This is a genomic window from Acidithiobacillus sp. HP-11 (genome assembly GCF_015100075.1).
Taxonomy (GTDB): Bacteria; Pseudomonadota; Gammaproteobacteria; order Acidithiobacillales; family Acidithiobacillaceae; genus Acidithiobacillus; species Acidithiobacillus thiooxidans.
Genome location: NZ_JACKYY010000016.1, coordinates 35,362 through 59,681 on the forward strand (window position 1 = coordinate 35,362; position 24,320 = coordinate 59,681).

General features: G+C 54.3%; 25 protein-coding genes, 1 tRNA gene and 1 pseudogene. 9 read left to right on the forward strand and 18 right to left on the reverse strand.

Features of this window, described 5'->3' with window-relative positions:
* Positions 1–25 precede the first annotated feature (25 nt).
* The 6 genes from H7F08_RS06650 to H7F08_RS06675 all read left to right on the forward strand — a co-directional run bounded on the left by H7F08_RS06650 (position 26) and on the right by H7F08_RS06675 (position 6,577).
* A complete protein-coding gene (locus H7F08_RS06650) occupies positions 26–1,279 on the forward strand; it encodes an NRAMP family divalent metal transporter (RefSeq protein WP_024894581.1) in 1,254 nt (417 codons plus the stop codon).
* Positions 1,280–1,507: 228 nt separating this feature from the next.
* Positions 1,508–2,599: an ABC transporter ATP-binding protein gene (locus H7F08_RS06655; protein WP_162175886.1), complete on the forward strand. Its 1,092-nt coding sequence runs from the start codon at positions 1,508–1,510 to the stop codon at positions 2,597–2,599.
* Positions 2,596–3,585 carry an extracellular solute-binding protein gene (locus H7F08_RS06660; RefSeq protein ID WP_075323448.1) on the forward strand — a complete coding sequence of 330 codons (990 nt, stop codon included), beginning with the start codon at positions 2,596–2,598 and terminating at the stop codon, positions 3,583–3,585. Before H7F08_RS06655 ends, H7F08_RS06660 begins: the two co-directional genes overlap by 4 nt.
* Positions 3,582–5,198 (forward strand): ABC transporter permease, encoded by a 1,617-nt coding sequence (locus H7F08_RS06665; RefSeq protein ID WP_193640159.1) that lies wholly within the window; start codon positions 3,582–3,584, stop codon positions 5,196–5,198. Before H7F08_RS06660 ends, H7F08_RS06665 begins: the two co-directional genes overlap by 4 nt.
* A 42-nt stretch (positions 5,199–5,240) precedes the next feature.
* A complete protein-coding gene (locus tag H7F08_RS06670; RefSeq protein ID WP_193640160.1) occupies positions 5,241–5,933 on the forward strand; it encodes a histidine phosphatase family protein in 693 nt (230 codons plus the stop codon).
* Between the two features lie 86 nt (positions 5,934–6,019).
* Complete coding sequence (locus tag H7F08_RS06675) at positions 6,020–6,577, forward strand: DUF4124 domain-containing protein (RefSeq protein WP_075323450.1); 558 nt, start codon at positions 6,020–6,022, stop codon at positions 6,575–6,577.
* On the opposite strand, the gene H7F08_RS06680 is transcribed toward H7F08_RS06675, so the two are convergent.
* The 3 genes from H7F08_RS06680 to H7F08_RS06690 form a co-directional block, all read right to left on the reverse strand.
* Positions 6,550–6,804, reverse strand: coding sequence for a hypothetical protein (locus H7F08_RS06680; protein WP_024895073.1), 255 nt, complete (start codon positions 6,802–6,804; stop codon positions 6,550–6,552). The two genes, H7F08_RS06675 and H7F08_RS06680, sit on opposite strands and share 28 nt — an antisense overlap.
* 123 nt (positions 6,805–6,927) lie before the next feature.
* Positions 6,928–7,581 carry a DNA oxidative demethylase AlkB gene (alkB, locus tag H7F08_RS06685; RefSeq protein WP_193640161.1) on the reverse strand — a complete coding sequence of 218 codons (654 nt, stop codon included), beginning with the start codon at positions 7,579–7,581 and terminating at the stop codon, positions 6,928–6,930.
* A gap of 54 nt (positions 7,582–7,635) precedes the next feature.
* Positions 7,636–8,079 carry a sigma factor gene (locus tag H7F08_RS06690; protein ID WP_193640162.1) on the reverse strand — a complete coding sequence of 148 codons (444 nt, stop codon included), beginning with the start codon at positions 8,077–8,079 and terminating at the stop codon, positions 7,636–7,638.
* Between the two features lie 110 nt (positions 8,080–8,189).
* On the opposite strand from H7F08_RS06690, the gene H7F08_RS06695 reads away from it, so the two are divergent.
* Together H7F08_RS06695 and H7F08_RS06700 are read left to right on the forward strand one after the other, a co-directional pair.
* The gene (locus H7F08_RS06695; protein ID WP_010639453.1) at positions 8,190–9,086 is read left to right on the forward strand and encodes a LysR substrate-binding domain-containing protein; all 897 of its coding nucleotides are present in this window, start codon (positions 8,190–8,192) and stop codon (positions 9,084–9,086) included.
* A gap of 319 nt (positions 9,087–9,405) precedes the next feature.
* Complete coding sequence (locus tag H7F08_RS06700; RefSeq protein ID WP_140390866.1) at positions 9,406–10,338, forward strand: sulfotransferase family protein; 933 nt, start codon at positions 9,406–9,408, stop codon at positions 10,336–10,338.
* A gap of 315 nt (positions 10,339–10,653) precedes the next feature.
* On the opposite strand, the gene H7F08_RS06705 is transcribed toward H7F08_RS06700, so the two are convergent.
* The 6 genes from H7F08_RS06705 to argH all read right to left on the reverse strand — a co-directional run bounded on the left by H7F08_RS06705 (position 10,654) and on the right by argH (position 14,326).
* A tRNA-Lys gene (locus tag H7F08_RS06705) sits at positions 10,654–10,729 on the reverse strand.
* Between the two features lie 71 nt (positions 10,730–10,800).
* Entirely contained in the window at positions 10,801–11,346 is a 546-nt protein-coding gene (locus H7F08_RS06710) for a YbhB/YbcL family Raf kinase inhibitor-like protein (RefSeq protein WP_024893208.1), read from the reverse strand.
* Between the two features lie 178 nt (positions 11,347–11,524).
* Positions 11,525–12,046: a hypothetical protein gene (locus tag H7F08_RS15450; protein WP_254892749.1), complete on the reverse strand. Its 522-nt coding sequence runs from the start codon at positions 12,044–12,046 to the stop codon at positions 11,525–11,527.
* Positions 11,947–12,759 (reverse strand): diaminopimelate decarboxylase family protein, encoded by an 813-nt coding sequence (locus H7F08_RS06715; RefSeq protein ID WP_227487830.1) that lies wholly within the window; start codon positions 12,757–12,759, stop codon positions 11,947–11,949. The genes H7F08_RS15450 and H7F08_RS06715 overlap by 100 nt, the downstream gene beginning before the upstream one ends.
* Positions 12,756–12,938, reverse strand: coding sequence for an LPS translocon maturation chaperone LptM (gene lptM / locus H7F08_RS06720; RefSeq protein ID WP_031575481.1), 183 nt, complete (start codon positions 12,936–12,938; stop codon positions 12,756–12,758). The genes H7F08_RS06715 and lptM overlap by 4 nt, the downstream gene beginning before the upstream one ends.
* Complete coding sequence (argH, locus tag H7F08_RS06725) at positions 12,935–14,326, reverse strand: argininosuccinate lyase (protein WP_031575477.1); 1,392 nt, start codon at positions 14,324–14,326, stop codon at positions 12,935–12,937. Before argH ends, lptM begins: the two co-directional genes overlap by 4 nt.
* 174 nt (positions 14,327–14,500) lie before the next feature.
* Here argH and H7F08_RS06730 point away from each other — a divergent pair, with 174 nt between their 5' ends.
* Positions 14,501–14,836 carry a hypothetical protein gene (locus H7F08_RS06730; RefSeq protein ID WP_193640163.1) on the forward strand — a complete coding sequence of 112 codons (336 nt, stop codon included), beginning with the start codon at positions 14,501–14,503 and terminating at the stop codon, positions 14,834–14,836.
* Between the two features lie 10 nt (positions 14,837–14,846).
* On the opposite strand, the gene H7F08_RS06735 is transcribed toward H7F08_RS06730, so the two are convergent.
* From H7F08_RS06735 to H7F08_RS06775, 9 genes and pseudogenes are all read right to left on the reverse strand, one after another.
* Positions 14,847–16,118: an ATP-binding protein gene (locus tag H7F08_RS06735; RefSeq protein ID WP_193640164.1), complete on the reverse strand. Its 1,272-nt coding sequence runs from the start codon at positions 16,116–16,118 to the stop codon at positions 14,847–14,849.
* 159 nt (positions 16,119–16,277) lie between these two features.
* Complete coding sequence (locus H7F08_RS06740) at positions 16,278–17,015, reverse strand: response regulator (protein WP_193640165.1); 738 nt, start codon at positions 17,013–17,015, stop codon at positions 16,278–16,280.
* Between the two features lies 1 nt (position 17,016).
* Complete coding sequence (locus H7F08_RS06745; RefSeq protein ID WP_193640166.1) at positions 17,017–17,562, reverse strand: Spy/CpxP family protein refolding chaperone; 546 nt, start codon at positions 17,560–17,562, stop codon at positions 17,017–17,019.
* A 163-nt stretch (positions 17,563–17,725) separates the two neighbouring features.
* Complete coding sequence (locus H7F08_RS06750; RefSeq protein ID WP_193640167.1) at positions 17,726–19,180, reverse strand: trypsin-like peptidase domain-containing protein; 1,455 nt, start codon at positions 19,178–19,180, stop codon at positions 17,726–17,728.
* A gap of 44 nt (positions 19,181–19,224) precedes the next feature.
* Positions 19,225–21,405, reverse strand: a pseudogene (locus tag H7F08_RS06755) (LPS-assembly protein LptD).
* Positions 21,406–21,438: 33 nt separating this feature from the next.
* Positions 21,439–21,888 (reverse strand): hypothetical protein, encoded by a 450-nt coding sequence (locus H7F08_RS06760; RefSeq protein ID WP_193640168.1) that lies wholly within the window; start codon positions 21,886–21,888, stop codon positions 21,439–21,441.
* A 273-nt stretch (positions 21,889–22,161) separates the two neighbouring features.
* A complete protein-coding gene (locus tag H7F08_RS06765; RefSeq protein WP_193640169.1) occupies positions 22,162–22,797 on the reverse strand; it encodes a MotA/TolQ/ExbB proton channel family protein in 636 nt (211 codons plus the stop codon).
* Between the two features lie 20 nt (positions 22,798–22,817).
* On the reverse strand, positions 22,818–23,192 hold the full coding sequence (locus tag H7F08_RS06770; RefSeq protein WP_193640170.1) for a TonB family protein: 375 nt from the start codon (positions 23,190–23,192) through the stop codon (positions 22,818–22,820).
* Positions 23,193–23,801: 609 nt separating this feature from the next.
* Positions 23,802–24,185, reverse strand: coding sequence for a tetratricopeptide repeat protein (locus H7F08_RS06775; RefSeq protein ID WP_193640171.1), 384 nt, complete (start codon positions 24,183–24,185; stop codon positions 23,802–23,804).
* Between the last annotated feature and the right edge of the window lie 135 nt (positions 24,186–24,320).

Consider the following 24,320-nt stretch of genomic DNA (forward strand, 5'->3'; position numbering starts at 1 on the left):
ACGTAAATACGGATTATTCTTAATAATGACTGCAAACAACTCCACAATGCCTCAGCGCCACTCCCGCTGGTCTGTTTTTCTGATTGTACTTGGCCCCGGCTTGGTCGTCATGCTCGCCGATACTGATGTCGGCAGCATTATCACCGCCGCCCAAAGTGGCGCGCAGTGGGGCTTCAAACTGCTGCTGCTGCAATTTATTCTCATGCCGATTCTCTACATCGTGCAGGAACTCACCGTACGCCTGGGAATTTTCACCGGCAAGGGGCACGGTGAACTGATTCGTGAAACCTTTGGCACCGGCTGGGCTTATTTGTCGGTAGCCGGACTGAGCATCGCCACTACCGGTGCTCTGCTGACCGAGTTTTCGGGGGTTGCAGGGGTGAGTCATCTATATGGATTACCGCGTGCCGTGGGTGTCATTCTCGCCGCAGCCACCTTACTGACCATTGTCTGGACCGGCTCCTACCGGCGCGTAGAGCGCATTGCCCTGATCATGGGCCTGTTTGAACTGGTCTTTTTCGGGATCGCCTGGGTCTCTCACCCCGATCTTCAGGATATTCTCCACGGCCTGACCCATGCACCCATTACTGATAAGAATTACATGATGCTGGTAGCCGCCAACATCGGTGCTGTCATCATGCCCTGGATGGTATTTTATCAGCAGTCCGCCGTTGCCGATAAGGGGCTCCATCCTGAGAACTATCGGCATGCCCGTTGGGATACAGCCATTGGTGCCGTCCTTACCCAGGCCATCATGGCCGCCGTGCTGATTGCCACAGCGGCCACTATCGGCCGCCTCAATCCCAACGCGCCCCTGAATACCGTCCATCAACTCTCCGAGGCCATCACCCCGTACCTGGGAGACACCTGGGGACGCCTGGTGTTTTCCCTGGGTATTCTGGGGGCCGGCATGGTAGCGGCCATTGTTGCCTCACTGGCCGGAGCCTGGGGCTGGGGAGAAGTCACCGGATTCCGCCACTCCCTCGAACACCACCCCAAAGACGCCCCCTGGTTTTACGGAATATATACCGCCATCATCATCGCCGGTGCCGTGGCCGTGATCAGCATTCCCGACCTGGTCAGCCTGGATATTGGTGTGGAAGTCATGAACGCCCTGCTGCTGCCCCTGGTTCTTGGTTTCCTGGTCGCTCTGGCAATGAAAGCACTCCCCGCTGAGCATCGCCTGCGTGGCCCATACCTTTGGCTGGTTCTTTTTGTGGTCATTCTGTCTGCCGGGCTGGGTGTCTATGGCGGCTTGACCAGCATTCCCGGCCTCTGACCGACCAGCGTTCAGGAGAATCCTCTTCCTAGCACCCGTTGTCATAAAACTGTCACATTCGAGGCGTACACTACGCTCCATAAATAGATGGAGATAATTGTCATGCCTCGAAACAAGCTGATTGTAGCCGTACAATGATGAATACCCTTGTAATTAAACAAACTACACATCTACTAACGTTCCATGGTTGCTGAACTGCAGGTAAAAAACCGGCCGGCAATCGCGGCTGTGCCCAACGAACCGGCGCTTTCGGTGCAGGGACTGAATGTGCGCTTTGGCGCCCAGACAGTATTGAGTAACGTCCAGATGGATCTTGAAGATGGTCGTTACGCCTGCCTGCTGGGTGAATCAGGATCAGGCAAGAGCACCTTGCTGGCGGCCATTGCTGGACTCATCAAGCCCCGGGCTGGCAGTATTCGCCTGCGCGGTCAGCATGTATTCACCGCCGGGGGCATACAGATTCCTCCCGAAAAACGCGGCATTGGTATGGTTTTTCAGGATGCGGCGCTCTGGCCCCACCTCCGGGTCATTGATAATGTTCTTTTTCCCCTGCGCGCTCAGGGGCTTCCGGTAGATCGCGAGCGGGCCATGCTGCTGCTGGAAAAAATGAACATTCCTGCTACGGCAGCAAAGCGCAAACCCCACGAATTATCGGGTGGGCAACGGCAGCGGGTCGCCATTGCCCGCGCCATCATCGCCCGTCCGCGTCTGGTCTTACTGGATGAACCCTTATCCGCCGTAGATCAGGGGGTTCGCGAAGAAATCCGCTACTTTCTCCGTACCCTGTTTCGTGAAGAAGGCATTGCCGCCCTGCATGTCACCCATGATCCCAGCGAAGCCTTTTATCTGGGCCAACATGTCGGCGTTCTCCACAGCGGTCATCTGGAACAATGGGATCAACCGGAGAAACTGTTCCGTTTCCCGGCTAGTGAAAATGTAGCTCGACTCAGCGGCTCCGTCCGGAGCCTACCCGTAAAGATTATTCAATATCAGGGCGGTAAAGCCGAAGTCGCGTTGGCAAATGGCCAGAAAATATGGGTACCCGGGGCCGATACACTACGTGAAGGCAAACCTGGTCTTTTGCTGCTGCGCCCCGGAGACATTGACTGCGACGGCCCGGAAGCCGCATTTGCTGGCGAAGCCATTCATTCCCATTGGAGTGATGGTCGCTATCTGGTGCATTTGCAGGCTTTCGGCCAGCACGAATTATTGAGCTACTCCCAGCAAAGCAGTCTGGGTCCGCGCCACTGGCAAATTTACCCAAATCACGGCTGGTGCATTCCTGCCGAAACTTCCGCAACTCAGGAGAAAACCCTATGAAACCCGTAGTCAAACAAGTTACCTTGGCCATCATGAGTCTGGCATTTGCAGGCACTGCTTCTGCCGCCACGCTGACTTTGTACAGTGCTGCGCCAGCTTCTTTAGCCAAGGCTCTGGCGCGCGCATTCAGCAAAAAAACCGGTGATCACGTCGCCGTGTGGACATCCAGCACCGGAAAAGTCATGGCCCGCCTTGCGGCCGAAGCTGACCATCCGCATGCCGATGTGGTCATGGTCGCCGACTGGACAGCCGGCCTGGAACTCGCCAAAGACAAGATGGTTTATGACTATCAACCTGAAAGCATCGACAAAAATCTTTTCCCGGCCATGCAGCTCAAAGGACCCTTCCTGCCCTATGGTGCCGATACGGTTTCCATGGTCATGAACACCAAAGCCTTGCCCAAGGGCGCGAGCATGCCTACCAGCTGGTTTGATCTGACCGCTCCCGTCTGGAAAAATCACCTCACCGCGCCCAACCCGCTGCTCTCGGGCACGGCTTCGGATTTTGTCATTGCCTTTGTGGATAAATACGGCAACAAGGCCTGGCAATATTTTTCCGACCTGAAAGCCAATGGCACCGTCTGGCCGGGGACTAATCATACCGCACTGATGCCGGTACTTTCCGGTGAACGCAGTGGGATGGTGGAGTGCGTTGGGCATGCCGCCGTGCAGGCCAAGGTACAGGGCAACTCCATTCAGCTGATTTACCCGAAAGAAGGCACCATGCTGATTCCCCGCCCCATCATGATCATGCAGTCGGCGCCGGATAAAAAGCTGGCCGAACAGTTTGTCAATTTCACCATGTCCCCTGCCGGACAAAAACTCGTCGCCAAATATAATCTCTATCCTTCCCTGAATGGCGTTGCCGCCAAACCTGCTCTGGCCAAGCTCGGTACTTATCCGGTCATGCAGGTCAACTGGGATCAGGTCGCCGCAACCCGCGCCAGCGTGCTGGCCAAATTCCGCAAGGACATTCTCGGTCAATGATGGGACGCAGCCTGAATCGGCTGCTGGTTTTTGGCATCCTTGGCCTGCTGGTTCTCGCACCGCTGGCCACCATCGTTTTCGAGGCGCTGCAGCCCGACGCCAGCCATCATCATGGCATGGCTCTGCTGCAGTTGGGAGTAGACCAGCACTTTATCCACGCCCTGCTGGGCACCGCAGGCATGGCTGCTCTGGCGGTGGTTTTTGCGCTGCCCATCGGGCTGATTCTGGCCTTGTTGATGTTTTACGCCCCGCCCAAATTCAGCTTGGTTTGGGAAGGGCTGATTCTTATCCCCTTTTTAATACCACCTTACCTGACTGCCGAGGCCTGGACCTTGCTGGTTGGTCCGGTAGGACTCATTGAACAACTCATCCATGGTCTCGGAACGCCCCTGGAAAATTTTTTGTACTCGTTGGCGGGAATGGCTGCGGTAATGGCCCTGCATCTCACCCCGCTGGTGTACATTATTCTGCGTGCAGCCTTACAAAATGGGGATTTTCGCCTGATTCAGGCAGCCCGTGTACATGGGGCAGGACTGTGGCGGGCCTTTCGCGTCGGCGTTTTGCCCCTGGTTTTGCCCGCATTGGCCGCTGCAGGTTTACTGGTTTTCCTGGATACTTCAGCAGAATTTGGTGTGCCTGCCTTGCTGAGTGGCTATGCCGGAGTTACTGTGCTCAGCACCAGCATTGAGGCCGCCACCAATGTCTGGCCCGTCAATTTGCCACGCGCCTCCGCCATCGGCCTGGTATTGTGTACCCTGGGCATTGTCGCCTGGTTTTTTTATCGTCCCCTGGCCAACGAAAATCGTGGACAAATCCACCAGCTTCACTACCCAAGCCGCTGGTGGTCAATGCTTCCTCTAGCCGCTTTTGTTTTGATTGCCATGTTGTTACCCATCGGGGCGGTGCTGGCGGTGTCTTTTGAGAAAGCCATTACGGTAGGACTGAAATTCAGCAATTTCACCTGGCATCACTACCATCATATTCTCTCTCATCAATCCAGTGCGTTCGGAGCCCTTGAAACCAGCCTGGAACTCGCCGCCCTGGTGGCTTTTGGTACCATGGTGGCCGCCCTGCTGACGGCCAATATTGTCCGCCGTAGTGGTCGTTTTGCTACTTTTCTGGATTTGCTGGCCACCCTGCCCATGGCCATACCCGGCGTTGTCCTGGCCGTGGGCATGATCCTTTTCTGGAATGCGCCATGGAACCACCTGCCCGTCTTCGGCACTACCGCCATTCTCGGCGTTGCCTATGCCACCACCACCTTTCCTTTTGCCATGCGCTATGCCCGCGCCGGGCTGGCGCAAATACCGCCGCTTTTGGATAACGCCAGCCGGGTACATGGTAGTGGGCCCTTGCGAACTTTCCTGAAAGTGCATATTCCCATCGCCTGGCCGATGCTGATTGGGGGTGCGACCGTAGTATTTGCCCTGTCCATGCGCGAACTGGTGGCCTCGTTGATGCTGCAGCCTGCGGGGGTACAGGTGATTTCCACTTACATTTATGCCAATTTCCGGCAAGGCGTCATTGGTGATGGCATGGCCATGTCGGTCATTGGCGTGCTCAGTTCGGCACTCATCCTGGGAGTAGCCCGGGGACTGCTGCTGCGTCGTTAAATTTTATCGTGTTGCCACTATTACTCGTACTGGAGTCCAGACATGAACAACCTCAAGCTTATTACCACCCTGCTGATTGCTGCTTTAGGTGGCGTCTGCCTGCCCCTCGTAGCTTCTGCCACACCGGCTGAAATCATCCTGCTGCGCCATGGCGAAAAAATGAACCCCTACGCCCTGTCACCCGTGGGTCAGGCCCGCGCAGCGGCCCTCGCCCGGCAGTATCTGGGAAAAAACGCAACCCATAGCCTGCTGCCAGCACACGAAAAGCCCGCCGCCCTCATCGCCATCACCCTGCATACCATTGAAACCATGACACCGACAGCGCAGAGTTGGGGGCTTCCGGTGACGGCCTTTACGGTCGTTCCGGAACCAGGTCTGAGCAAACATCAGAAAATGGTGCAGGAAAATCTCCGCACCCGGGAAGCCGTTCACGACATCATGACCAATCCCGCCTATGATCAGAAGGTTGTGGTCATCATGTGGGAACATAAACATATTGCCAATGCCAAGCTGGAAGCCCAGTTTCCTGGGCAACAGATCACTTTCCGGCAATTGCTGCATCTCAACAAATTCAAGAATGTACCGCAAACCTGGCCCAAGAAAACCTTCGACTACTTCTGGATTGTTCGTTACCAACCCGGCGACACAACCCCTGTTTCCTTCAGCATGGAACCGGAAAAGTTTACCGGACAATATGCCCGGTTGCCTGAAAATGCCTGGGGAAAGCCGGAATAGCCTGTCACGGCCTTATGCCAGAGTTCACCGGACTCCTATTGGCGAAAACTTTACAATGTCCGGCCTTTTAAGTAATAACAATAACCATGGACCAGCATTTACTGAAAGGTTTTTTGCTTCATTGCAGCCGTGCCTGTCGGGTTTTGGCTGCCGTTTTTATTTTATCTGCAGGTAACGCGTTGTTACCTGCCCAGGCAGCCATTTACCGTTGGGTGTCTCCCAATGGCACCGTCAGCTATGGTGATCAGCCACCACCAAACGCATCAAAGCTGCAGTCTCTGCCACCCATTCCTCCGGCACCACCGCCCGTAGCGCATCTGCAAACTCCGCAAAAGGCAGCAACTGTAACCCCATCTTCAGCAGCCAGCGATAAAACCCTGACAGCCATAGAACGCTTGAATCTCCTGGCGGCACTGAATAACTATCAAAACAGCCTGCGACCGCCCCCGGAGCCCGAGCACCATGTTTACATACCGGCCTATATCGGCCCTGCGCCTTTTCCACCGTATCGACCCGGTCGTCCACCCCATTGGCGGCGGCCTCCACCCAGACCTATCCGCCCCCCGAGCAATCGTCCGCCGACCGTTCTTTTGCCACCGCCTGCTCCAGCCTCGGCTTATTCTTCGCCGGTGCTGTTGCCGTAGTCGAGAACGGATGCGGAAACTGTCAACGCTTCCCTTTCACTGACAATCTGCGCGCCATGCTTCCATAGGTAATAAATGACGATGACCCCCATAGGGATGAGCAGGGTCAACACAAAAGTAATAAAAAAGGTGATGATTTTCAGGTTGCGGCCCCATCTGGTGCGCGCCGTACCAATGGCCAATGCCACACTTCTCAGTTCTTTTCCGTCGGAATTTTCTACGCTCACGAGCACTCCTATTGTTGGCTACCGGAACACGAGGGCTCATGTTATTCCTGCGGAATAAGCAAAACAATTCCCGTTGGGACGACGTCAATCGCGTTCAGCGTGCAAAGACCGACATCCGCAATTTCAGTGCGCCTTGCGCAAAGTCAGATTAATGCGCCGTGCACCCACGAGAGGGTGTTCTCCCGGCTTGATCGGAGCAACACCATGATAGCGCAGGCGGGCAGGACCGCCCCAGACCAACACATCACCATGCTCTACAAAAATACGTTTCACCTTATCCCGGCGTTGCGCACCGCCAAACAGAAAAGTGGCTGGCAAACCCAGAGAAATGGAAACAATGGGCGCATCCATGTCCTGCTCGTCCCTATCCTGATGTAAAGACATCCGCGCTCCCGGAACATACACATTCACCAGACAGGCATCTGGCGTGAAACCGGCAAAACCCGCTTTTTTTGACGCAGCTTGAGCCAAATTCAAAATAATGGCGGGAATTTCCGGCCAAGGTTCCGCATTTTCTGGATCTTTGGACACATATCGATAACCCTGCCTGTCCGACACCCATCCCCATGAGCCGAAATTACTCATGGCGACGGACATTGTTTTTCCACCCGGGGTGCTCATCTGCCGCAGTGCCGACTGCATCAACCCCTGTTGCACCGCATGAATCAGGGATTCGGCATCGGCTAAGGCCCAACCCCTCAGAATCGTGGCCCCTTCTTCAAGCGATTCCACCGCCGTAGCAGGCAAGAGAAAGTTTTCAAAAAGATCTGCCGTCACAGCACCCCCTCCCGCCAGCTCTGCGTAACTATCGAGCCATATTGATCTTTCGGTCTAAGCTACCGCCGGACCGCGCACCGACATACTGGAATCCAGTCTCTGACATATGTGTCGGGTCGCATAAATGGCAAAACGCTCATTGCCATCCACCACAAACTGGCGAGCGGCGTCAATCAGCGCCAGGTTACCTGCTTCAATAAAATCAATCAAAGCGTGCGGTGTTTGATCGTGATAGCTCCGTGCAATACGTAACACCAATCGTAAATGCATTTCGAGTAATTCATGCCAGGCTTCACGATCATTGTGCTGAATTCTGTTAAGCAGATGTTCTTCTTCCAATGCAGTCAAAAGTTCATGATAAGCGATCTCCTGCAAATAGACGTTGATACGATGACTGGATAGGGCAGTTTCTGCACGAACCTGACCATGTTGAGAATGTGTCCGACGTACTGTAACGGAGAGTGTATCGGCTGAGGGCGCTAAACTTTCTGTGGCCATGGAAATATTTTCCCTATATTTGTAAAGTGCGATATAGGGTTTAAACATACGGATACACCAGACATCATAGCAAATGTATTTTATTGGTAACTTTATCGGAGAAATCGATAATGGCAGATGACGAACAACTTCTTTCCCTACTGGCCATCGCCGAGCACGGTAGCATCAGTGCGGCCGCCGAGCATTTACATCGGGGCCAATCGGCCATTTCCGAACGCCTGAGAAAACTGACCGAACTGGTCGGAGAGCCTCTTTATACGCGTGAAATCAATGGGGTAAAGCTCACTCAGGCGGGGGCCGTACTCATTCCCGACATTGAACGCCTACGCCGCGTCCTGCGCGATATTGACAGTATTATCAGGCGTCGTCAGCGCCTCATGGAAGGAGAACTCAATATTGTTTCTACCAGCCTCATTGCCAATTATTATTTACCCCCTTTTCTAACCCGATTCAGACAGCAATATCCGGGGATCAATCTCTACATCAAAAGCGGCGAACGATACTGGAAAGATGCAGCGGCGGGCGAAGTAGATGTGTTTTTTTATGAAGGTGACAGCGATCTTCCGGAACTGCCCGATTATTTTAAAAGTGTACCCTGGCAGGATAATGAAATTGTCATTGTCACTCCCTTGCAGCATCCTCTAGCCGGACGCCAAAATGTTTCCTTTGAGGAGTTGGAAAGTTATCCCATTATTTGGCGCGAACCGGGTTCTGCTGTACGCGGCGCCATAGAAAAGGAATTTCGCCGCCGTGGCATCGTCCCCAGGCATTTTATCGAAGTAGCCGATATTGAATCGGTAGGCACGATGATCAATGCCAACCTGGGCATCGGCTTCATGAGCAAAAGAGTGTTAGACAAACGCTCCGACTGGCAGGTAGCTACCGCCACGCTGGAAAGCCACCAGATGGTCTGCCTGAATTTCATGGCCGCACCACAACCCGACCGGCGCTCGATAATGCTCCAGAAATTTCTTGAGATGATCGAAAACCCTGAGAATTTAACCTGAGCAAAAGACTGGGAAAACCTGATTGCCGCCAAAGGTAATGCAGAAAAAGCCGACGCATGGGTTAGAGCGCGCTTGCATGAAGCGGAGAATTTAAGCACCGGCGCACAAAAAGCGTATTTGCGCATCATGATCAGAAATTTGCCCTGAAATGCCGGAGTATCTGCTTTCCTGAAGGGTTTTTGTGCGCCATGGTAGCCAAGCAGGGCAGTCACCCCGTTAGCTGCTTCAGGCACGATAGAGACAGGAAATGCTATACTGGGGCGAGTTCGCCGGGCTTACAGCTTCGGATGCAACACCAACCTTCAGTCAAGGAGTTGATTTGTCCAGTTCAGTCCCTTCCCGCCTAAATTCCGTCAGCCATGCCCTCTGGCCCAATTTTTTTATTACCGGAACAGTGAAAGGTGGCACCACCTCTATGTATCGTCACCTTCGCGGGCATCCCGAGGTATTTTTACCGGCCTTTAAAGAACCACACTATTTTGCCCGGATTCAGCCCAAGCCAGAACAACGGCATCTCATTGAACACATTAGTGAAGAACATGCCTACCTGCATCTTTACGAAAATGCCGGAGACTTTCCGGCCATTGGTGATGCCAGTACTTCCAACCTCTGGTATCCGGAAGCTCCAGCACGCATTCATGACGTCGCCCCCGATGCCCGTATTATCATTTTATTGCGCGACCCGGTCAGCCGCGCCCACTCCCACTACCTGATGGATTTTCGTGAGGGTCTTGTGGATCTTCCTTTTTCAGTAGAGTTACTCCAGGGGGATTTTGCGCAAAGTGAAAAAGGCTGGGGTGTGTCCCGACTGTATGTGGATCTTGGCTTGTATCACGATCAGGTGCAGCGCTATCTGCAAATTTTTGGTGAGGATCAGGTACTGGTCCTGCAATTTGACGATCTGGTGAATGCGCCTGAACAGACTCTAAAGCGCGTAGCTGCTCACTTGCATATTGACCCTGCACCCTTTCAGGAAATGGATGTAGACCAGGTGCACAATGGCTTCAAGGCCCCCCGGGGGAACTGGTCGCGGCGTTGCGCATCCAGTCCGCTAGCCCGCTGGATTGGTTATCATCTGATGCCCAGAAAGCTGCAATGGTGGCTATATCAGAATCTGATCCTGAAAGCCGCTTCCAAACCGCAGATAGATCCGGCTGCACGTCAGTATCTGGAACAAATTTACGCACCGGATATTGAAAAACTGGAAACCTTATTGGGACAAAAGATGCCAGCGCTGCGCTCTTCCTGGTAAAAATCAGTCACTCCAGCCATACTTTTTGAAAATAGCGGCGCCCTTCCGGGTAATGGAGGTGCTTACTATTCGAACAAGATGTTCACACCCGCCAAGAAAGAAGAAGGACTGGTGAGAAGCATTGCCCACTGCTCTACCTTTGGCGAATACAACTGAGATTGCTCTCGCCATTGCGTTACCGTAACGGTTCGATGGTATCTGGGCGTGGGAAGCGCCAGCGCGAAAAAATCCCGCCAAGTAGGGACTGTATGGGGACCAGATTCACATTTTGCTGCTATGGAGTAATTTACGCGATTCACAACTGTTTGTTTTTAATGGTGGGAACGGCGGGATTCGAACCCGCGACCCACGGCTTAAAAGGCCGCTGCTCTACCGACTGAGCTACATTCCCATACATACGCAAACGACACCAGAACAGCGTCAAGGCCGCGTATTATCAGCGGTGGAGCAGCTTCGGTCAAGTCAAGGATTATCCAGCGCGAAATGCCCTGAGAATTCGGCATGATCCAGCACATGCCCCAAACTGTGCATTTCACGGGCACGCGGATCTGCGGCAGGGGGCGGGCCAAGCTGGTCGGCGTCATGGCCTGGCGTATGCAATCTCGCCTTTACCGCCTCCCAATCAGCCCCTTCGGCCAGACCCAGTGTGGCTTTGTCCGTCGCCAGCAGCAGGAAATCATAATGCTGCAACTGGTGATCAGCCGCTGCCTCAGGGGGGCGATAACCCAACGTCCCGAAACTGTTGCGTCCGGTGAGGATGCCATCGGGGAGAGGACCCCCCTCGTGTAAACCTTCGATCGTTGGAGAAATATCGTAGAGCAACCAATGTACCCGTTGCCCCGATTCGGCCTCCCGATGTTCCATGAGCAACACCAGACTCTTGGTGTTGGGGGGAAGATGTTGCCAAAAAATGGACGGGGTCCTGCCTTCACCGGGATGGGCGAAACGTTTGGGAATCCAGTCTTCTGGATCAATTCCGGTACTGAATACTTTCATTTCTGCTGCCATGTCTGCCTCCTCACTGACGTGCGGGCTGCTGGCCAAAACATCGACAAACGGTGCAATCACTTCGCCCGCAAAAAAACAACCAGCTTTATATAACGATAGCAGAAAATGAGCACTCGCGATGGCCGCAGGGCAAGTCATGGTGCAGATCAAACACCAAGCCCTGGACAATGAATTGGGGTCAGGGGAGCTCCATGCCCATCAGATCATCCCAGTTTTCCCGTCGCCGAATGAGGCGATGTTGATGACCATGGACCAGCACCTCCGGGGGCCGGGGCCGGGTATTGTAGTTGCTACTCATGGCAAAGCCGTACGCACCGGCACCCATAATGGCCAACAACTGTCCTGCCTCCGCACGAACGGGGCGGTCCTTGGCGATGAAGTCGCCGCTTTCGCAGATCGGCCCAACCACATCCATGACCTGCCCGGCTGCCGCATCCTGGCGGAGTGGCAAAATATCGTGCCAGGCCCCATAAAGAGCGGGGCGCAACAAATCATTCATGGCGGCATCCACCACACAAAACTGCTTGCTGCCATTATCCTTGAGGTATTCCACCCTAGTCAGCAGAACCCCTGCATTCCCCACCAGGGCCCGGCCCAGCTCTACCGCCCTTTTGACGGCCAGGCCCTGCAGGGCCTGGTTGAGAACCTCCGCATAATCCGCAGGACTGGGCGGGTTCTCATCGTGATAACGAATACCCACCCCCCCCCGAGATCCAGATGCTCCAGGGTAAGGCCCTGGGCAGAGAGGTCTGCATAGAGGGCACGCACCCGCGTCACCGCTTCGCCGAGGGGCGCAAGATTAAGTAATTGAGATCCGATATGACAGGCTATGCCCTTGAGCTCCAGAGCAGGATGTTTTGCGGCCTCCAGGTAGAGAGTCCGCGCAGCATCCATGGGGATCCCGAACTTGCTTTCCTTAAGGCCGGTGGCAATGTACGCATGGGTGCCGGGGTCTACATCCGGATTCACGCGCAGGGCAATGGGCGCGCGCAGGCCCATATCAGCAGCAATATCGGCAATCCGCCACAACTCTGCAGCAGACTCCACATTGAGACAGGCAATGCCGGCAGACAGGGCGGCACGAATTTCATCAGCAGACTTACCTACGCCCGAAAAAATGATTTTCTCCGCTGCACCTCCGGCACGCAGCACCCGTTCCAGTTCTCCGCCCGAAACAATGTCAAAACCGGCACCCATTTCAGCAAATAAACGCAGCACCGCGAGATTACTGTTGGCTTTGACGGCATAACACACCTGCGTGCCGTCACCCAGTGCGTTACTGAAGGAATGGTAGCGTTCGCGCAGCGCCGCCCCGGAATATACATAGCAGGGAGTATCATAATGCCGGGCAATGGTGGCGAGGGATAAATCCTCGCAGTACAAGTCTCCCTGATGGTAATGGAAGGGATTCATGGCCGCGCAGCACTCCCCGTGGCACTGCTGGTCGGGCTGATTGGTGCTGGCGCGACAGCCGTATTGGCGGCAGGATGTGCCGGAGGGGGTGGCGGCAGACTCAGTGGCGTCTTCCGTCCACAGCCCGCCAGACCGAGGACCAACACCCAGACGAAGACCACAGCGGCCAGGGATTTCATGCAGACTGCTCCTCAGCCAGGCGCGCACGGGCACGGGCGATAGCCGCCCGCACCTGATCAGGGGCCGTTCCGCCGAGATGATTACGGGCCGCAAGCGAACCCTCCAGGGTCAGCACCTGATAAACCTCTTCGGTAATAAGCGGGGACAGGGCCTGCAAGTCAGGCAAGGGCATGGCTTCCAGGCCTATATTGCGATCCTGGGCGAGACGCACGGCTTTACCCACCACCGCATGCGCATCACGGAAAGGCAAACTTTTACGCACCAGGTAATCGGCCAGATCCGTAGCCGTGGCATAACCTCGTTCTGCCTGGGCGCGCATAACTGCGGGGCGGGTTTGCAGGCCCGGCAACATGCGACTCATGATTTCGACGCTGGCCCGCACCTGATCCAGCGCATCAAAAAAAGTTTCCTTGTCTTCCTGATTATCCCGATTGTAAGTCAGGGGCTGGCCCTTCATCAGCACCAGCATGGCGACCAGATCACCGACTACCCGACCGCTTTTGCCACGAATGATTTCCGCCACATCCGGATTTTTCTTCTGGGGCATAATGCTGGAACCCGTACAAAAACTGTCCGGGAGATCAATGAAGCCAAAAGGTGCGGACATCCACAAAATCAATTCTTCGCATAAACGCGATAAATGGACAGCAATCATGGCCAGATCAGCCAGCACTTCCATGACAAAATCCCGGTCGGAAACAGCGTCCAGGCTGTTTTCCGCGACGGCATCAAAACCCAGTTGCCGCGCCACATCCCAACGATCAATCGGGAAAGTGGTACCTGCCAGAGCCGCTGCACCCAGGGGCAGCACATTAACTCGTTTGCGGGCGTCCTGGAGACGCTGGGCATCGCGCTGAAACATTTCAACATAGGCCATGCAATGGTGGCCGAAGCTGACCGGCTGCGCCACCTGCATATGGGTCAGGCCGGGCAGGATGGTTTCCACCTCGCGCTCGGCCAGGTCCACAAATACTCCCTGCAGATGGCGCAAAGCGGCGACCAGATCATCCACACAGGAGCGGGTATAGAGGCGCAGATCGGTGGCCACCTGATCATTGCGGGAACGGCCCGTGTGCAGCTTTTTCCCTACGTCCCCGATGATTTCGGTCAAACGGGATTCAACATGCATGTGAATATCTTCGAGGCTGTCGACAAATGGCAGGCGCTGTTCGGCAATTTCCTGCTCCACCTGCTGCAGTCCGGCGACAATGGCTTCCACCTCGCTGGCGGTCAGCACGCCAACCCGCCCCAACATGCGGGCATGGGCTTGCGAACCTCGGATATCCTCCGCATATAACCGGCTGTCCACCTGAATGGATGCCGTGAAGGCTTCCACCAAACTATCCGTACCTGCAGCGAAGCGCCCGCCCCACATTTTTTCACTCATGCCTGCACCTCCTTTCTGCCCGCGACTATAACGAAAACCTCAGCGCTTACGCCAGCATTAACCCATGCTTCCCGATAAAAACGGCAGTTGGCCCGGAGGCTTTGCAGCAACTTTGGCAAAACAGCCGATGCCTTGCTACAGTTAGCCTGCTGAACACCGTGAGGGACCGAAGCAATGAAGCAAGAGCAATCATACCAAAGCTGGCGCTGGCTGATCGTGGTCATTATTGTGCTGCTGATCGCCGTTTTGGCTTTTTTCTTTTGGCAGCATAAGCAATCGGTCCAACGGACCCAAAAAGCAGCTGAAGCGGCCGCCGCCGTAAAACTCGCGGCACCAACAGTGTCTACAGTGTCCGTGGCCGACTTTCCGGTGGGAAAAACCATTTCTCAGGAAGGCTCTCTGCAAGGCCCCCTCAGTGGCAAATGCGGCAATATTGCCTGGCACGATCTCAGCCCTTCCGCCGAAGCCAATCTCCGCAAGTTGTGCCCGGCGCAAAAGCCGACACCCTGAACAGATCGGTTCAGTAAGGCTGACTCAAGGGCAGGACGAGTTCGGCAACCAGGCCGCCATCAGGGGCATTATACAAATTCAACTGCCCGTTATGGTAGGCCATAACCCGTTCGACAATGGCCAAGCCCAGACCAATCCCACCGCCCTTGCCCGCCTGGGCAAAAGGAGCGCGTACGGTTTGTAACTGGGATTCAGCAATCCCTGAACCATGATCCCGCACCCGGATCAGCATCTGCTGACCGACTTTTTCGGCATAAATATCTACGGGTCCCACGCCGTGCACCTGAGCATTATCAATCAGATTTTGCAGGGCGCGCGCCAAACCGACCTCCTGGATGGCCAATTTCGGCAAAGGACCAGGCGCGGGATGCCAGCGCACTTCAGCCTGCTGACGCAGCACCAGTTGCTGCAACCAGCTCCCGATATCGGTTTCCACCAGCAGCTCGCGTTCGCCGCTGCGCGCATACCCCATGAACTGATGGATGACTTTGTCCATTTCCTGAATATTGTCGATGATTTCCTGCCGGGCTTCTTCCTCAGCTGGCAGAAACTCCGCACTTAAACGCATCCGCGTCAGAGGCGTCCGCAAATCATGGGAAACTCCCACCAGAACCATTTCCCGCTCTCGCCACAAACGCTGCAGGTCCCGCAGGGTCTGATTGAATCTTTCCGCCAGACGCCGTAAATCCGCAGGCCCGGCTTCCGGCAAATCCCCCAGGGTATCCCCGCTGCGCAAGCGATCTACGCCCTGCATCAAACGCGTCAGGGGGCGGGTAACCTGGCGTACAACCAAATACGCGCCCAACCAGGACAAGAGCAGAATAGCGGCAAGCTTGAACCAGGGCAGAGGTAAGCCTGCCGGACGTGGCATCGGCATGGCCAGAGCCAGAGCCGCACCGGGATGCGTCTGCAACCACAAGGTCCCGGAGCGCGGATCAAAACGCAACAGGGCGTCCGGCCAGCCCATCTGCCGGAGTTGCTGCAGGGCATTGACCAAGGGAGGAATGCGGGGATTGCGCCCGCTCATCGCGCTGGCCGGCAACACCTGCAAACCTTGCCGGGACAAAATCGGCTGAATGGCGGTCCGCTGGGCAGGACTGAGCGTTTCGCTGAGGGTCAGAACCTGCGCCCAATTCTGAGCCATATGCTCGGCCTGGGGATTAGCCTGATAAATATTAAAAAACCAGTAAACCGCTAACTGACTCAGAAAGAGCAATCCGGCAATAATCAGAAACATCCGGTTAAACAGGGTATCCGGCCACCAGAATTGATTTTTTTTCATAATCCTTCACCCCAATGCGCTTTTTGACGAGGGCATTCTGAACCAACAGAGCGCGATGTCGGAGAAGCACCGCCCCGGCCTTGCCCAAAATGCCCTCGTCAAAAAGAACCCTTTAGCCTAAAAACGGCAATTGCCGTTTTTAGGTTTAATAAGGGTGTGCTAGGTTTCCTCCCGCTCCGCAGAAACATTTCCGCCATCGGGCACCAGCACATAGCCGCGTCCCCACACGGTTTGTATATAACGCGGATCACCCGGATCCGTTTCCACAATGCGCCGCAACCGGGAAATAAACACATCGACTCCCCGCGATCCCGCAGTGACTTCTTCACTCCCATGACTCATAGCCAGCAGACGCTCTCTGGACAAGGGTTGCCAGGCGTGACTGGCGAGGGCATGTAAAATGGAAAACTCGCTATCGGTCAGGGAGATTTTTTCCGCTCCCCGCCACAAGCTGCGCGTGTCCAGAGCCAGACGAAAGGGGCCGAATTCTATGGCTCCAGGCGCCGGATCCACCGTCCGGATTTCCTGACTACGCCGCAACACCGCCCGAATACGAGCCGTCAACTCACGGGGTTCAAAAGGCTTGGGCAAATAATCATCGGCACCCACATCCAGCCCCTCTACCCGGTCACTGAGGTCGCCCCGTGCCGTGAGCATGATAATTGGCAGCTGGGGTTCCTGCACACGCAGGCGGCGACAAATGCTGAAACCATCTTCGCCGGGCATCATGACATCCAGAAGCAACAAATCGTAATATTCCCGCTCCAGATGTCGGTCCATCTGTACCCCGGACCCCACTGCCTGAACGGCAAAACCCTGCCCTTCCAAATAGCGGACCAGCATGGTCCGCACTCTGGGATCATCATCGACCAGCAGTATCTTGCCGTTCTCAGCCATTTTATTTACCCCAGGGTCCTGGACGATGGCCCTTGTGCTCCGCCATCTTCACGACGGTCTGCCATTGCACCGGGGTCAGGATTTTATGAAGATACTGAACCTGCTCAATACCCCGATCCAGCATCATTTCATGATCCTTGACCACAGCCGCTTTCAGCGGTGCCAGCGCGGCACCGGATTCACCGTTGAGGAGAGCATCGCGCAGCGCCTTGTTGTGCGCCATCATGCCCTGACGCCAGGCCGGAAAATCCTTACGCTGGGTATTCCGCCAATTTTTCAGGTCGCTCTCCTGTGCCGGGGTCAATTTCAGGTCAATCGCATGGCGCCAGACAATAGGCATCAACATGGGAACGGGCATATTCTGCATCCAGGGACCACGCATGGGTCCATGCTGCCATGGTCCGTGATGGCCATGCATCATCCCCGGTTCCATGGGGCCATGTCCGGCCATGGGCGGCGGGGGTGCATCTTCGGCAAATGCTGGCAAAGCAGTCATACCGAATGCGGCAATCATCAAACCGGATACTGCATATTTCAGTTTCGACATTCTATTGCTCCTCGTCTCTCAGGGGGGAAAAGGTTCGTCCCTTTCCGTGGAATACACGTTAACGACTTGCCCCCTCTGTTGCCAGCGACAAATTGTCAACAAGTGTAAATAAGCTGCCGAATCCATTCACACTTTGCATCAGTTTTGCACAAAAACAGCGATCTCAAGGGAGTTCAATGGTCAGAAAAGTGCTATCCTGGCCCATTTGAATAAGGATGGGGATGGGTTTTTTAGCTGGAAGTGTTGCGACGAGATGCTTTAACTGCTCGGGAGTACGTATATCCTGCCCAGCGATTTGTTTAATGAGCATTCCCGGTCTGATGCCGATGGTTTGTGCGGGGCCATGCCTCACTTTGATGACAATGACACCGTAATCAATCTGCAGGGCTTTTTTTATCTGCGCATCAAGGGGTACCACCTGCAGGTTTAGACGGGTAATCTGAGTCATTGGGGCACTGGGTGGAATCCTCGGTGCTTCCGGTTGAATGCCGACACGGACTTCTATGGTTTTAGATTTTCCATTTCTGATGATTCCAATAGGGACCGTGGCTCCCGGTGGAGTTTGGCCGACAAGAATAGGCAGTTGACCAATGAAATCAATGGGGTACCCATTAAAAGATTGTATCACATCGCCCCTTTGCAAGCCTGCCACTTGTGCCGGTCCTCCAGGTTCTACCGAGTCAAGCAAGGCGCCAATAGGTTCTTTCAGATGAAGGGCTTCCGCCATCTCTGGTGTGACGCTTTGCATCGCCACTCCCAACCAGCCAAACTGCAAAGGTTGATGATTTTTTATGGCCTGCACCGCACGTAGGGCGGTGTTGATAGGGATCGAAAAAGACAAGCCCATGTAGCCGCCGTCTTCGGTGTAAATCTGGTCATTGATACCCACTACCTGACCGGCCATATTGAGCAGGGGGCCACCAGAACTTCCCGGATTAATGGGTACATCAGTTTGGATAAAGGGGATATACAGATCACTTGGCAAAGGCCGCTGTAATGCGCCCACAACACCCTGAGTGAGAGTATTATTCAGACCGAAGGGCGCACCAATGGCCAAAACCCATTCCCCTACCCGCAGTCGATGGGCATTCCCCAAAGTCACCGTGGGCAAATGATGCGCCTGAATTTTGAGGAGAGCCGTATCATAGCGTACGGAGAGCCCAACCAGATGAGCATGGTAGGCCTTATGGTCGGTCAGGGTAACGACGATATTTGACGCACCCTTAACAACGTGTGCGGCGGTGATAATGTATCCATTGGTGCTGATAATAAAACCGGATCCCAAGGATTCCACCTGTTGATGTCGGGTAATGAAGGGGCGTTGAGACCTTAGAAATTGCTGGTAAAGCTCATAGAGCGGCGAATCGGGAGAAAACGGATTTTGTGACTGTTGGGTATACCCGGACTGCACACTGGTGCTACTGATGTTGACGACAGCAGGTCCCACCTTGTTCATAACGGGCGCAAAATTTGGAAGGGTCACAAGCGCTGATTGCGTGGGACTGGCATTGGTGGGGGATAATTTCAGGGGCGTAGTGGTTTGTGCACAAGCGCTCATGGTCAGCGCGGCCGCAATGACTATCGATAGATTTATACGGGGATGTAATAGCAGGCTCATGGGAGACGTCCTTAATTCAATAGGGTTAAAAGGGTGCGTTACATTCAAAAGCCACTGGGAATGCCCGGTATGTATTGATTAATCACGGCCTTTGAGGCGTTGCCCAAACTGGTTAAACCGTGCAACTGAATTTCAAAATAGACCGCATCATTCCCTTGTCCTCCGAGTAATATCTGATGATAAGCATAAAAACGCGCGTCCCAGCAGCCGCCGTCATAGCCGATGCCACCGAGCTGCTCCAGAGGTTGGTGGGTACTAACACCATATTGGTAACTGGCTAGGAGTTGGATGCGATGAACAATGGGCCATGCACCCGATATTCCGACCTGATCGACATCCCCTTGGATATACGCATAATCCAGATTAAGAACACGGCCTTTCCCGGGTGTCCATTGAGATACCAAGTTCAGGTTACTGATGGCGTTGAATTGAGAGTTAACTTCACTGGAAAAAAGGGTGTTCAAGTGGATTGTCGGGGTATAGCTCCCTTGCAGGAAATAACCCGATTGTGGCGCTGCCGGAACAATATCACCACTCAAGTTGATCTGCGTAGCATTGAAACTGCGAATTTGTCCAGCAGAAATCTGCCAGAGCTGCTGCCCCGTTGCGGTAAGCCAGGTATTGGTCAGCCCCACAGCTACCTGATTGGCTCCATTGATGCGATCCCAGCCACTATATTGATTGTCTGAGAAGATTGCGGGGAAGGACATGACAGGCTCACTGCTGTCAAAGTTAGGAATTGTGCTTTGGTTAACTGTTGGGATATACAGGTATTTAAAGCGTGGCTGGAGCAAGTCAGTACTCCCATTCTCTCCATAACGGATCATATTGAGGCCGCCTGCGAGACTGAGTGCTGGTAACGTCCGGTTGATGGTAGCGGGTTCACCTACGGTCGTACGCTGCAATTGGTAACGGGTGTAATACAATCAGGCCTGCGGCTCCAGATAACCCCATCCGCTGGAAAGTTTCCATCCGAAACTGGGGACCAGGTTCAGGCGTTGGCCGATAACCCCAGTGGGTGCATAGAATTCATCCAGGCTCGAGGTAACCTGCGCAAACATTCTCGGGGCCGGAGCCCAATACCCATTCAGATAGGCATGCGGTAACTGCTCGTAGGGTGCTGTCGTTGGGAGGAGTAGTTGATAAGCGTTCAACCCAATGCCAGCCTGGATATGACTGTTCGCATAATTCACCCCTGCAGATTCCGGTATGTACGCAGCGGCGCTGGCACCGCCTAGTGAACCGCCGGTCAAACCTCCGCTCGATCCGAAGTCGGACAAAAAACCTGCATAGCTGACCCGGTTGTAGTTCACATTCAATGACCATCCCTGCCCCAGATTCTGTTGATGCTGCCAAGAAATGGCCCAAACTGTCGTGTGGGTAAGGGCATCATCGGGCAAAACATCTAGCTGTAGGTCGCCGTTGTAGTCGGGCTCAAGATAACGAAACTGATTTTGCAACAACGTGCCACGTGCGCTGTAGTAATTGAGGGTCAGGGTATCGTCGAGATTGTCCGCTATATCGAAATAGTAAGGGATGCTGACATCCGTGCCGTTAATGGCAGACGTACCGAAATTCGGTGTCAGAAACCCGGAATGCCGCCGCAAAGGAAACTGGAAATAGGGAGACCAGAAAACCGGCAGGCCAAAAAAATCCAATGTGGTGTTTTGCGTGCTGACCATGCCCTGGGTTTGATTCAGATTGAGCACATGCGTATAGAGTTGCCAGGCCGGAGAACCGCCAGCACAGGTGGTAAAGCAGCTTTGCTGCATGCGATAGATCCCTTTGCCCAATTCCTCACCGCGAGAAGCCGATCCATGCCCTTGAATAGCGGGTAGTTCGTAACGCGGCTTCAGAATGTACCCTTGGTTTGTCGTCAGGTGGACTATCGCTTGTGGAGCATGGGTAATCAGTCCGGGGCTGACCAGCTTGACGTGTCCTACTACCTCAATGGTATTGTCTTTTTGGTGATAGATGGCCTTGTCTGCGTAGAGAATACGGTTTCCGTATACCACCTTGACCTGGCCCGTGGCGACCCATCGTTGCGTTCCATCACCATGGATCACATTGGCCGTAAGGATGACAGGCGCGGGACCGACATCGGACCACGCGTCAGCAGACAGCAACTGGGTGCCCATTAGGCTGGCCATCATCATCCATAATTTCCATCCTCTTCTGGAACAGACGTGGGAAAAGAGGTCCCAACCATATTCATAGGGTTGCATGAGCCCTCTGAAAAACCATTTCTGCACAGCATCTTAACGTTGCCATGCAGGACGTCCAGGCGCGCGAAAAGAATGCCAAGGTTGGTTGGGAGTGGGCCCTGGACGTCGAAAACCGCGCTGGATCGCGGCCCAGCGATTTCCCTGAAAATGGCGTAAAGGCAGAGGGATGGACCCTTCGGGCAAGGGGCGCCAGGGTCCGGCATAGGATGGGCCGATGTACCAATAGGAACCAAATTGGTAGTAGTAATTTCCGCCAATATACAAAATGGGGTATGGGGATCCATAGGCGGCATAAGCCCCCAGACCAGGCACCCAGACCATGCTCGGCGGCACTGAAAGTACCACCGGCGGGATGCCGAGTTGGATAGGGGGAATACCGATCTGGATATTCAGGTTAACGGGAAGATCTGCAGCCATTGCGGGCACCGTAAAGCTGGTCACCAAACCAGCCATGACAAGCTTCAGAACGTGAAAGTTTTTCATAAGAATCTCCTTGCATTAGTGAGCGGATGGGTGAAGAACAGACTTTGTGGCTCCCTGAGATAACTTACAGGGTTGACGATGGGCCGCATGGGGGAGCGGTTCATGAACACATATAACGGCAGGACTGCTAGCGTAAACAGCGGGTGGGGTCAGATCGGACACCAATGGCACCCAATCGGTGTCCATCGTATCCCAGAGTAAGACTATGCGCGTCCCGATGACTCCGATGGTTTCAATGCAACGATGAGACATGCGCACCTCCACGTAGGTCCATTAGCGTTCTCCTGCCAGCAAATTCGCAATGCGCAGCGCGTCGCGCTCAATGCGCAGCACGAGGGTATCCACCCGACTGCGCAGCATGCGATACGCCATCAGACTGGGGATAGCGACCAGCAGTCCTGCAGCCGTTGTGATGAGGGCTTCTGCAATGCCGCTGGCTAACTGCTTGGGATTTCCCATACCGACGGTACCGATCGCCGCAAAAGCATGCATGATGCCAAATACAGTCCCTAAGAGACCTAATAGCGGGGCCGCACCGGCAATACTTCCGAGAAAGCCCAAATACCGGTCCAGACGCGCCACCTGAAAACGACCCTCTTCTTCTATTGCTTCACGAAGTACACGCATGGACTGTCCCGTCTGTTCGAAGAGCGCCATCAGTATCGGCGCAATAGGGGTATTCTCCTGGATCAACAGTGTCCGGGCTTTCTCTTCTTGTCCCGTCATGATGAACATTTCAAGTTGCGCGATCAGTGGCTTTGGCGATACCCGACTGCGCCGCAGAATCCAGAGTCGATTCAAAATGATTCCGATTGCAGCCAAGGCCGCAAGTAAAATCAGGGGGAGCACCCAGCCACCCAAAGCGAAAAGTTGGTTCAGTAAAGCGAATTGATCCGACAAAAAACCCATCGTATGTAGCCTCAAGCAGCTTAAAAGCGGGCGGATAAATGTTTTTCGCCGAGGAAGTTCATCCCACAACGAATAACCAGGCGATGCGTTACCTGGAGAAGCTCCCTTGAAAAAGGCGCGTAGGGCGCACCCAGGCGCACTACGCGCAAAGCGGCTCGATCCAACGCTGAATTTCCGGATGAATGGACAATGCGCACGGACTCCAGGCTACCATCGGCATTAAGTGCCACACGGATCTCCAGTTGACCGGTCATATCCCCAGGGTAATTTAAGTCACCGATACGTTCGGTTTTCTGTATCCACGCCGCGATGTACTCTTGCGCGGCCAAGGAATGCGGGTTTTGGAATCGGGGCAAAGCCGGGCTGGCCGCAGCCCCACGTGCCACTTGATCCATCTGGTCTTCTAGTTGCGCCAGATTGAGCTGTCGCGGGCTCGCACCGTCTGTTTCGTGCGATCGTTGCCTAGCAGCCCGTCGGTTTTAACATCGGACTACCGCCAAATTTTAGCCCGATTTTTTTGAAATGGCTCATTTTGGGTCTTTTTCGGTCATTATTACCCTGTTTTTTGCGGTTTATCTGCATTTTCCTGCCCTACAGACGCAATACGGCCATGCGTTTTATGTTCCACGCCAGGCAGACCAGACTCCATTCTCTGCCTGGCGTGGAACATAAAACGCATGGCCGTATTGCGTCTGTAGGGCAGGAAAATGCAGATAAACCGCAAAAAACAGGGTAATAATGACCGAAAAAGACCCAAAATGAGCCATTTCAAAAAAATCGGGCTAAAATTTGGCGGTAGTCCGATGTTAAAACCGACGGGCTGCTAGTGACCCCGATCACATTCAGCGACTGGCAAAATTCTTGGGGGTTTCCGAAGCCTCCGTGTTGCTACGGATTCACCGAATGCAAGATATTTTAGCCAATTCACCCGGAAAACCCCTCTCCCCTTTGGATAGGGTTGAGTCCCAATTATTAGGGCTGATTGATTAACGCATTTTACCCACTCAATTGGTGTACTCCGAGCCATCCTTCAGTTGGATGGGTCCCACCTCAAAACCGAGATTTCTGAGTTTGATTTTTGCCGTTGGCAGCCCCTGCTCTGAAGCCTTCGCCAGCCATTGCAGGGCTATGCTCGCATCTTTGGGCACACCTTCTCCGTTCAGGTAATGCCAATAGAGCAGGTCCATGGCATCCACCTCGCCTTTTTTGGCGGCGGCCTCCAGCCATGGCACCGCAATGGTGTGCTGCTGCTCGGCAGAAAAAGCGATGCCCACCAACTTGAGTGCTGTGGCCTCTCCTCTGTCCGCTTGCTGAATGCGGTCAATCAACTCCGGCGTCAGCGCGATGCAGATGTGGGATTCGACACTAGCAGCTTGTCGGACTTTCATTTTGCCTAAAATTATCGTATAATTACTTACGATTCAATGTGATGAGTGATTTTATGGCCCACTTCCTCGATACTGACCGCAAGACTGATTATCTTCTGCCCCCTTCCATGGACGACTGGCTCCCAGAAGGGCACC